Here is a 10851-nt window from a genome sequence, read left to right on the forward strand (position 1 = left end):
TCCCCCTCCGCGACCACCGCCACCCGGTCCGGATCACGCGCCACCTGCGCCTCGAACGCATCCGGCAACGTCCCCGGCTCCACCGCGACCGCCGTGTCGTTCACCCCCCGCACCAACCACTCCCGCTCCTCCGCCGACAGCACCTCCACCCCGCTCACCGGCAGGAGCGGGTCGGCGGCCACCTGTTCCAGCACACGGACGAACCGGGCGACGACGGCTTCGGCCGTGTCCCGGTCGAACAGCTGGGTGGCGTACTGGAGGTCGCCCCGCAGGGCGCCCGTCTCGTCCATCGCGATACTGAAGAACAGGTCGGACAGGGCGGTCTGGGTGAGGTACTGCTCGAACTCGACCTTGAGCCCGGGCAGTTCGAAGTCCTGCCGGGCGAAGTTCTGCCAGGCGAACATCACCTGGAACAGCGGCTGGTAGGCCAGGGAGCGTTCGGGGTTGATCTGCTCGACCAGCGTCTCGAACGGCACGTCCTGGTGCTCGTAGGCGGTCAGCGCCTTGTCCCGGACTTGCGCGAGGAGATCGGCGAAGGTGGGATCGCCGGAGAGGTCCACGCGCAGGACCTGGGTGTTGACGAAGAACCCGACGAGGTCGGCCAGCGCCTCGTCGGTCCGCCCGGCGATCGGGCCGCCGATCGTCACGTCGTCCCCGCCGCCGAGCTTGCCGAGCAGCACCCCCACCGCGGCCTGCAGCACCATCGCCATGGTCATACCGCGTTCGTCGGCCAGCTTCTGCAGGCCGGCCGCCACCGCGGGCTCCACCACGACGTCGACCGCCTCGCCCTGGGAGCTGCGCTCGGCGGGCCGGGGCCGGTCGAGCGGGAGGTTCAGGGGCTGGGGCACGCCGGCCAGTTCCGCGCGCCAGTAGTCGATCTGCGCGGCGGCCAGGCTGCCCGGGTCGTTCACGTCGCCGAGCAGTTCACGCTGCCAGAGCGCGTAGTCCTTGTACTGCACGGGCAGCGGCGTCCACTGCGGCGCCCGGCCCTCGCGCCGGGCGGTGTAGGCGGCGGTCAGGTCACGCGCCAGCGGCCCTCCGGAGACCCCGTCGGAGGCGATGTGGTGGATGACCAGCACCAGGACGTGCTCCTCGGGCGAGCAGCGGAACAAGTGGGCCCGGAAGGGGATCTCGGCGGCCAGGTCGAAGCGGTGGGCGATGACCTCGTCGATCGAGCCGGGCAGTTCCTCGGGGGTCACGTCGGTCACCGGCAGCGGCACCGGCGCGTCCGCGGCCGCCAGGATCCTCTGGTGGGGCTCGTCGTCCTCGTCGGTCACGTACGTGGTGCGCAGGGTCTCGTGGCGGCCGACCACGTCACGGATGGCCGCCGCGAGGGCGTCCCGGTCGAGCGGCCCGGTCAGCCGGAACGCCGGAGAGATGTTGTAGGTCTCCGCCCCTCCCTCGATCTGGTGCGTCAGCCACATGCGGCGTTGTGCGAACGACAGCGGAATCACGGGTCTCACTCCTCGACGGTCATCTGGCGGAGATTGGGGCGAAGGGGTACGGCCGACTCCTCGGACCACGCGGCGAGCGCGGACACGGTCGGCAGGTCGAAGATCTTGCGGATGGGTATCTCGGTCCCCAACTCGGCCCGCGCCCGGCTGATCAGCCGGGTGGCGAGCAGGGAGTGCCCGCCGAGCGTGAAGAAGTTGTCGTCGATGCCGACCCGGCCGACGCCCAGCACTTCGGCGAACAGCCCGGCCAGTGCCTTCTCCCGGGCGCTGCGGGGTGCCCGGAAGGGGGTCGTGGGGGTGAGGTCGGGGACGGGCAGGGCCTTGGTGTCGAGCTTGCCGTTGGGCGACAGGGGCAGCCGGTCGAGCGGCACGTACGCGGCGGGCACCATGTAGTCCGGCAGCCGCTCCGCGAGGTGGCGTTGCAGTCCGGCCGGGTCCGGGGCGGTCCCGCCCGGGGCGGGGACGACATAGGCGGCCAGGTACCGGGTGCCGCCGGCCTGCCGGGGCACGACGGCGGCCTGGGCGACGCCGGGGTGGGCCGTCAGGGCGGCTTCGACCTCCCCCGGTTCGATGCGGTAGCCGCGGATCTTCACCTGGGTGTCGATGCGCCCGAGGTGGTCCAGTTCCCCGTCCGCGGTGAGGCGGGCGAGGTCGCCGGTGCGGTACATGCGGGAGCCGGGCGGCCCGAAGGGGTCGGCGACGAAGCGGTCGGCGGTCATGCCGGGCTGTCGGTGGTAGCCGCGTCCCGCCCCGGCCAGGTACAGCTCGCCCGGGGTGCCCGGGGGCAGCAGAGCGAGTGCGGGGCTCAGGACGTAGGCGCGGACCCCGGGGAAGGGACGGCCGACGGGAACCCCGCCCGGGTAGGGCTCGTCGGGGTCCAGGAGGTGACTGGTGGCGTAGAAGGTCTCGCTGGGCCCGTAGCTGTTGATGACACGGGCTTCGGGCCACAGGGAGCGCACGCGCGCGGCCAGGGCCGGTGTCAGCACCTCACCGGAGATGTTCAGGGCCGTGGGGCTGATGCGGCCGGGCAGCTGGTCGACGAGTTCGGCGAAGGCCGACGGCACCGAGCAGACGACGTCGACGTCCCAGTGGTCGCGTTCGGCCAGTTCCAGCACGTCGCGGACGATCTCGGCGCTGCCGCCGGTGGTGAGCGCGGCGAACGTCTCGAAGGTGGCGACGTCGAAACCGAACGAGGCGGCGACCAGGATCCGGGCCCCGTGTTCGGCTCCGGCCTGCGCGACCATGGTGTCCACGGCGTTGACGACCGTCATGTGGGTGACGGCGACGCCCTTGGGCACGCCGGTGGAGCCGGAGGTGTAGACGACGTAGGCGAGGTGGCCGGGGCCGGCCGCGGGCCGCGGGGCGGCCGCGGTGCCCGGCGCCGCCGCCGGGAGCACGAGGTCGTCGAGGAGGACGACGGGGGTGTCCGTGGCGGGGACGAGTGCCCGGGTCTCCTTGTCCGCCAGCAGCAACTCCGGCCGGGCGCCGGGCAGGACGTGCCGCAGGCGGGCGGTGGCGTAGGCCGGGTCGACGGGCAGATAGGCACCGCCCGCCTTGAGCACGCCCAGCAGGGCCACCACCGCGTCCACCGTGCGGGGCAGGACCACACCCACCACGCTCTCCGGGCCGATCCCGCGCCCGGCCAGCCCGGCCGCCAGCCGCTCGGCGCGGGCGTCCAGCTCGGCGTAGGTCAGCGTGTCACCGCCGGCGCGCACGGCGACCGCGTCGGGGGTCCGCGCCACCTGGGCCTCGACGCGTGCGGTGATCGTGTCCTGCGCGGGCGGGACGGCCTCGTCGGCGAAGAGGCCGAGGACGCGCTCGCGCTCGCCCGGTCCCAGGGTGTCGATCTGCGCGACCCTCAGCCCGGGGTCGGCGGCCAGCTGCCGCAGCACACGGGCGAGGCGGGCCGCATACGTCTCCACCGCGCCGCGGTCGAAGACGCCCGGTGCGTACTGGAAGGTGAGCTGCAGGTGCGGGTCGGCCGCCGCCAGCAGGCACAGCGGGTAGTGGTTGCCCGCCGACGGGCGCAGGCCCGTGTAGGAGATGCCGCCCGCGGCGTCGGTGGCGGCGCTCAGGCCCTCGCGGTCGACGGGGTACGACTCGAAGACGAACAGGGTGTCGAAGAGCGACTGCAGGCCGGTGGCCCGCTGGATCTCCGCGAGCCCGTGGAAGTGGTGCTCGGCCAGTCCGGCCTGCCGCTGCTGCAGCCGGGTGAGGAGCGCGGCCACGGTCTCCCCGGGCCCGTACGCCACCCGCACGGGGACGGTGTTGATGAACATGCCGACCATCGACTCGACGTCCGGGACCGCGGGCGGGCGGCCGGAGACGGTGGTGCCGAACACCACGTCCTGGCGGCCGGTCAGCTGCCCGAGCAGCAGCCCCCAGGCGCCCTGGACCAGGGTGTTGAGGGTGACGCCGAGCTCGGTGGCGCGGCGGGTCAGCGCGCGTGCCTCCTCTGCCGTGAGGGTGACGTCGACCTGGCCGCGGCCGCCGTCGTCGGCGCCCGACGCGTCGGCGGCGAGCAGGGTCGGCTCCTCGACGCCGTCGAGTTCGTCCGCCCAGGCACGCGCCGCCGCGTCCCGGTCCTGCCGGGCGAGCCAGCCGAGGAAGTGGCCGGGGTCCCGTGGGGCGGGCAGTGCGCACGGGTCGCCGTCGGAGGCGTAGAGCAGCAGCAGGTCCTGCATGAGCAGAGGGGTCGACCAGCCGTCGTACAGCGCGTGGTGGGCGGTCAGGACGAGTTCGGGCCGGCCGGGTTCGAGGACGGCGAGGGCCAGCCGCAGCAGGGGCGGGGTGCCCGGGTCGAAGTACCGGGTGCGGTCCTCCTCCAGGAACCGCTCGAACACCTCGGTGCGCCGGGCTTGTTCGGCTCCGGTCAGGTCCAGGTGCTGCCACGGCAGGGTCACCGTGGCCGGCACCACCTGCACGACGTCGCCGTCGGCTCGCTCGGCGAACGCCGCGCGCAAGCCGGAGTGGCGGTCCAGCAGCGCCTGTCCGGCCCGGCGCATCCGGTCGGGGTCGACCTCTCCGGACAGGTGGAACACCAGCTGGATGTGGTAGGGGTCGAACGAGGCGCCGGCCAGGGTCGCCTGGAAGAGGATCCCGGACTGCGCCGGTGTCGCCGGCCACACCGCGGCGAGCCGTCCGTAGCGTGCCTCCCAGGCGTCGATCCCCGGCTGGTCCACGGTGACCAGGGGCGCATCGCTCGGGGTCAGTCCGCCGGCGCCGGGGCGCGTGGCGTGCCGGGCCAGGGCGGTCAGGGCCTCGACCCACAGCCCGGCCAGGTCGCTCACCTCGTCCCGGGTGAGCACGCCCGTGGGAAAGCCGAAGTAGGCGATGAGTTCGTCGCCGTCGGAGGTGGCGGTGGCGACCACGTTGATCTCCAGCGCCGACAGCACCGGCATGTCCGGGTCCGGTGCGGCGATCAGATCCCGGTGCGTGGTGTCCGGGGCCCAGCCCAGGCCGCGCAGGTCCTCGGGAAGGTCCGCGCCGGAGGACCTGCCCAGGTAGTTGAAGCCGATCTGCGGTTGCCGCAGCCCGGCCAGTTCGTCGGCGGTGCGCGGGTTGAGGTGGCGCAGCAGACCGTAGCCCAGCCCGTGGTCCGGCACGCCACGCAGTAGCTCCTTGACGGCCTTGACGGCCTGCCCGGCGGCCGGGCCGGCGGCGAAGGCGTCCGCCAGGTCGATGCCGGCCAGGTCGAGGCGCACCGGGTACATCGCCGTGAACCAGCCGACGGTGCCGGACAGGTCCGCGCCGGGGACCAGGTGCTCCTCCCGGCCGTGCCCCTCCAGCCGTACCAGCGCGGCCGAGCCGCCGCCGCGCGTCTGCCTGCGGCGTGCGAGGGCCAGGGCCAGCGCGGCCAGCAGACCGTCGTCGGGCCCGCCGCGGAACAGCTCGGGCACCGTCTCGAGCAGGGCCCGGGTGACGTGCGCCGGCACCTGGACGCGCACGGTGTCCACGGTGGCCGCCACATCGACCGCGGGGTCCGGCTCCCGTGTGCCGAGGACGGGTTCGTCCGTGCTCAGGATCTCCTGCCACACGGGCAGTTCGGCGACCCGTGCGGGCGCGGCGGCCTCCTCGGCCAGGGCGTGCGTCCACCGGCGCAGGGAGGTGCCCTCCGGGGCCGGCGGCAGGGCGCGGCCCTCGCGCACGGCGTGCCAGGCGGCCACCAGGTCGGGCAGCAGGATCCGCCACGAGACGCCGTCGACGACGAGGTGGTGCAGCACGATCAGCAGCCGGTCGCCGTCGGAGGCGGAGGTGAGGTGCACGAACTGCGCCATCACGCCCGCGTCCGGGTCCAGCCGGCCGGCGGCCGCGTCCAGTTCGGCCTGCACCCCGGCCGCGTCGTAGGCCGTCTCCCGTACCAGCGCGTCGGCGTCGACGCTGCCGGCGGGCCCGATCAGCAGTCCCGGCCCCGCACGGTCGAGCCGCGAGCGCAGGACGGCGTGGCGGTCGAGGACCGCCCGGACGGTCGCGACGAGTCCTCCTCGGTCGATGTCCGGGGGCAGGGTCACCAGGGCGGACATGCAGAAACGGCCGAGGCCGCCGCCGAGGGCCAGCACGTGGGCCGCGGTCGGCGGCAGCGGGGCCGGTCCGACCGCGCCGCCGGGCAGTTCGGCCAGGACCACGCGGTCCTCGTCGCCGCGCTCCCCGACCAGTTCCGCGAGGCGGGCCACCGTGCGGTGCTCGAACACCTCGCGGGTGCTGACCGTGACGCCGCGCGCCCGGGCCCGGGCGACGACCTGGATGGAGCGGATGCTGTCGCCGCCTGTGGTGAAGAAGTCGTCGTCCAGGCCCACGCGCGGGACGCCGAGCACGTCGGCGTACACCTCGGCCAGGACCTGTTCGGTGCCGTTGCGGGGCGCCCGGTACTCGCCGCCGCCGAACTCCGGCTCCGGCAGGGCGCCCCGGTCGACCTTCCCGTTGGCGGTCAGCGGGAGTTCGTCCAGGACCACCAGGTGGGCGGGGACCATGTAGTCCGGCAGCCGCCGGGCCGCGTACCGGCGCAGGTCGGCCACCGGGAAGGGGGAGCCGGCCGGCTCGTCGCCGTCCCCGGCTGCCGCCCGGGTCACGTAGCCGACGAGCCGTCGGGCGCCGGTGGGGTCCTCGCGGGCCGTCACCACGGCGCGGGCGACCGCGGGGTGCCGGGCGAGCACGGTCTCGATCTCGGTCGGCTCGACCCTGATGCCGTTCACCTTGACCTGGGTGTCGGCCCGCCCCGCGTAGTGCAGCAGGCCGTCGCGGTCCCACCGGGCGAGGTCGCCGGTGCGGTACATGCGCGCCCCGGCAGGGCCGAAGGGGCAGGCGACGAACCGTTCCGCGGTGGCCGCGCCGGCGCGGTGGTAGCCGCGGGCGAGCTGCCCCGCGACGTACAGCTCGCCGGTCACCCCGGGGGCGACGGGAGTGAGTCCGGGGCCCAGGACGTAGGCGCGCATGTGGGACAGGGGCCGGCCGACCGGTACCGCTCCGTTCGCCTCGGAGCGCGGCGGGACGGTGTGGGTGGAGGCGTAGAAGCTCTCGGTCTGGCCGTAGGCGTTGACGACGCGGACCCCGGGCAGGGCGTCGCGCACACGATGGACCAGGTCGGCGGAGAGGGCCTCCCCGGCGAAGACGACGGTGTCCGCACGCAGGGCGACGCCGTCGGCGGCGATCTGGTCGAGCAGCGCGGAGAAGACCGCCGGCACGGCGCTGACGGTGGTGCCGGTCCAGCCGTCGCGCGTGCCGAGTTCGAGCACGTCGTGGACGAGGTCGACGCATGCCCCGGTGGTGAGCGCCGTGAACATCTCGAACACGGAGACGTCGAAGTTCACGGAGGTCGCGGCGAGCATCCGGGAGCCCTCCCGGACCCCGGTCACCCGGCGCAGGTCCGCGACGGAGCGCACGACGCAGGCGTGGGTGACGCCGACGCCCTTGGGCGTCCCGGTCGATCCGGACGTGAACATCACGTAGGCGAGGTGGTCGGGTGCGACGTGGACGTCCGGCGTCTCGGGTGCGGGGCCGTCGAGGTCCAGGTCGTCGAGGCGCAGCACCGGTGGCCGGCAGCCCGCGACGGCCGCCTCGGTGGCGCGGTCGGTCAGTACCCGGGCGGGCCGGGCGGTGTCGACCAGGAGGGCGACGCGCTCGGCGGGGTAGTCCGGGTCGACCGGCAGGTAGGCGCCGCCCGCCTTGAGCACCCCGAGGAGGGCGACCACCAGGTCCGCCGTGCGCGGCAGCGCCACGGCCACCAGCACGTCCGGACCGATCCCGTCGTCGCGCAGGACCGCGGCCAGCCGGGCGGCACGGGTCTGAAGCTCCCGGTAGGTCAGCGTGGTGCGGCCGGACACCACCGCGGTCGCGTCCGGAGTCCGTGCGGCCTGGGCCGCGACCAGTTCCGGCAGCGTCGCCAGGTCCTCCGGCCGCGCCGGCTCGCCCGGGCGGGTCAGCCGGTCCCGCTCGGCGCCGGTGAGCACGTCCGTCGCGCCGAGCCGTGTCCCGGGGTCGCCGACCACCTGCCGCAGCACCCGTACGTACCGCTCGACGAGGCTCTCGGCCGTGGTGTGGTCGAACAGGTGTGTCGCGTACTCCAGTCGTCCGCGGGCGCCTCCGGAGGGGTCCGGGACGATGTTGAAGAACAGGTCGAACTTGGCGGTGCCGGTGCCGACCGGGACGGGGGTGACCCGCAGGCCCGGCAGTGCGATGTCCGACCAGGCGAACTGCCAGGCCAGCATCACCTGGAACAGGGGCTGGTAGGCGGTGGTGCGGTCCGGGTCGAGCAGTTCCACCAGGTGCTCGAAGGGAACGTCCTGGTGGTCGTAGGCGGCCAGGGCCCGGTCCCGTACCTGGTCCAGCAGGTCGGTGAAGGCGGGGTTGCCCGACAGGTCGGCGCGCAGCACCCAGGTGTTGGCGAAGAACCCGACGAGGTCCTCCAGTTGCTCGTCGGCGCGGCCCTCGATCGGGCTGCCGATGGTCAGGTCGGGTCCGGCGCCGAGGTGGTGCAGGAGGACGGCGAGCGCGGCCTGGGCGACCATGGGGGCCGTGGCTCCGCGGTCGGCGGCCACCTTCCTGATGCCGGCGAGCAGGTCCGCGTCGAGCGCGATGTCGACGTGGCCGCCGCGGTGGTCGGCCGCCGTCGGCCGGGGCCGGTCCAGCGGCAGCTGCACCGGTTGGGGCACGCCGTCCAGCTCCTTGTGCCAGTAGGCGAGTTGCTCGGCCACGACGCTGTCCGGGTCGTCCGCGTCGCCCAGCATCTGCCGCTGCCACAGCGTGTAGTCCTTGTACTGCACCGCGAGCGGAGCCCAGTCGGGCGGGGCGCCGCGGCGGCGCGCGGTGAACGCGGTGACCAGGTCCCGCAGGAAGGGCGCCATGGACGCCCCGTCCGCGGCGATGTGGTGGAAGACGAAGACCAGCACGTGCTCCTCGGGGGAGACGCGCAGGACGGTGACGCGCAGGGGCGGTTCGGCGTCCAGGCGGAATCCCGCGCTCACCGCCTCGTGCAGGGCGTCGTCCACCGCGTCCGCGGCGACGTCGGTGACCCGGAAGGGGACGACGGCCTCCTCGGGGGGCAGGATCCGCTGTTCGGGCGTGCCGTCGGCGTGTTCGGCGATCAGCGTGCGCAGGCTCTCGTGGCGGGTGACGACGTCCGTCACCGCGGCGGCGAGCGCCGCGGTGTCCAGCGGTCCCTCCAGACGCAGCACGAACGGGATGTTGTAGGTCGCGGAGGGGCCTTCCAGCCGGTGCAGGAACCAGAGCCGGCGCTGGGCGAAGGACAGCGGGATCATCGACGGTTCTCCTCTACGGTCATCTGGCGCAGTCGGGGACGGCTCGACCGGGTCAGCTTCCGGATCCGGTCCGCCAGCTGCGCGACGGTCGGATTGCGGAACACCGTGGTGACCTTCACGTCGACGTCGAACTCGGTACGGATGCGGCCGACCAGCCGGGTGGCCAGCAGTGAGTGCCCGCCCTGGTCGAAGAAGTCGGCGTCGACGCCGACCTCGTCCACGCCGAGCAGGTCGGCGAAGAGCCGGCAGAGGACCTCCTCGTCGGGGGTGCGCGGCCCTCGTCCCTGCGGTGCCTCGGTCCGGCCGGGGGCGGGGAGGGCGCCGCGGTCGAGCTTCCCGCTCGGTGTCATGGGGAACGCGGCGAGCGGGACGATCGCGGAGGGGACCATGTACTCCGGCAGGCGCTCGCGTACCGATTCCGTGAGGGCCGCGGTGTCGAGCGCGGACGGGTCGTTCCCGCCGGCGGGCACGGCGTACCCGACCAGCCGCTGGTCGCCGGCGCGGTCCTCACGGACCACGACGACCGCGCCTCCGACGCCGGGATGCGCGGTCAACGCCGCTTCCACCTCACCGAGTTCGATGCGGAAGCCGCGGACCTTGACCTGGAAGTCGCTGCGGCCGAGGTACTCGACCTGGCCGTCCTCGTTCCACCGGGCGACGTCGCCGGTGCGGTACATCCGCGTGCCCGGCGCCCCCCAGGGGCAGGCCACGAACCGTTGCGCGGTCAGCGGGGTCTGCCCGAGGTAGCCGCGAGCCAGTCCGGCCCCGGCGAGGTAGAAGTCGCCGGCCACGCCGGGCGGGACGGGGCGCAGCATCGCGTCCAGGACGTAGACCTGGGTGTTCCAGATGGGCGCGCCGATCGGCAACCGGTCGGAGCCCGGGACGTGCTCCCATCCGGTGACCTCCACCGACGCCTCGGTGGGTCCGTAGAGGTTGTTGGCGGAGCAGCCCGGGAGCAGTTCGGTGAAGCGGTTGGCGAGTTCGGCCGGGAAGGCCTCTCCGGCGACCTCGATCCAGCGCAGGCTGGTGCACTGCTTGGCCAGCGGTTCGGCGACGAAGGCGGACAGCAGGGACGGCACGAAGTCGGCGCCGGTCACCCGCTCGCGCTGGATCAGCTCGGCCAGGTAGGCGGGGTCGCGGCGCCCGTCGGGGCGTGAGACCACCACCGCCGCGCCGACCTGCAGCGGTGCGAAGAGTTCCGGCACCGACACGTCGAAACTCGCCGACGTGCTCAGCAGCACCCGGTCCTCGACGCCGACGTCGAAGTGGTCCAGGCCCCACCGGATCCGGTTCATGATCGACCGGTGCGCGACCGGCACCCCCTTGGGACCACCGGTCGAACCCGACGTGTAGATCACATACGCCGCATGATCCGGCACCAGCTCCCGCACCGGATCGCCCTCCGGATACCCCGACACATCCGGCAGCCCCTCCTCCAGCACCAGCAACGGCCGCGCACTGTCCAGCACATGCCGCACCCGGTCCTCGGGCAGATCCGTGTCCAGGGGCACGTACGCCGCACCGGACTTCACCACCGCGTACACCGCCACCAGCAGATCCACCGACCGCGGCACCCGCACCGCCACCAGCCGCTCCGGCCCCGCACCCCGCTCCACCAGCCAGTGCGCCAACCGGTTCGCCCG

Annotated in this window: 3 protein-coding genes; all 3 read right to left on the reverse strand. The window is 74.1% G+C overall.

The window, feature by feature from the left end:
* A partial coding sequence (locus tag CHR28_RS36870; protein ID WP_256984612.1) for a condensation domain-containing protein occupies positions 1-1454 on the reverse strand: 1454 nt, incomplete at its 3' end.
* A 5-nt stretch (positions 1455-1459) separates the two neighbouring features.
* Entirely contained in the window at positions 1460-9208 is a 7749-nt protein-coding gene (locus CHR28_RS36875; protein ID WP_094058095.1) for a non-ribosomal peptide synthetase, read from the reverse strand.
* On the reverse strand, positions 9205-10851 hold a 1647-nt coding region (locus CHR28_RS36880), incomplete at its 5' end, for an amino acid adenylation domain-containing protein (protein ID WP_143655969.1). The genes CHR28_RS36880 and CHR28_RS36875, both read right to left, overlap by 4 nt.

Origin of the sequence: Streptomyces sp. XY006 (assembly GCF_002237655.1) — a bacterium.
Taxonomy (GTDB): Bacteria; Actinomycetota; Actinomycetes; order Streptomycetales; family Streptomycetaceae; genus Streptomyces; species Streptomyces levis.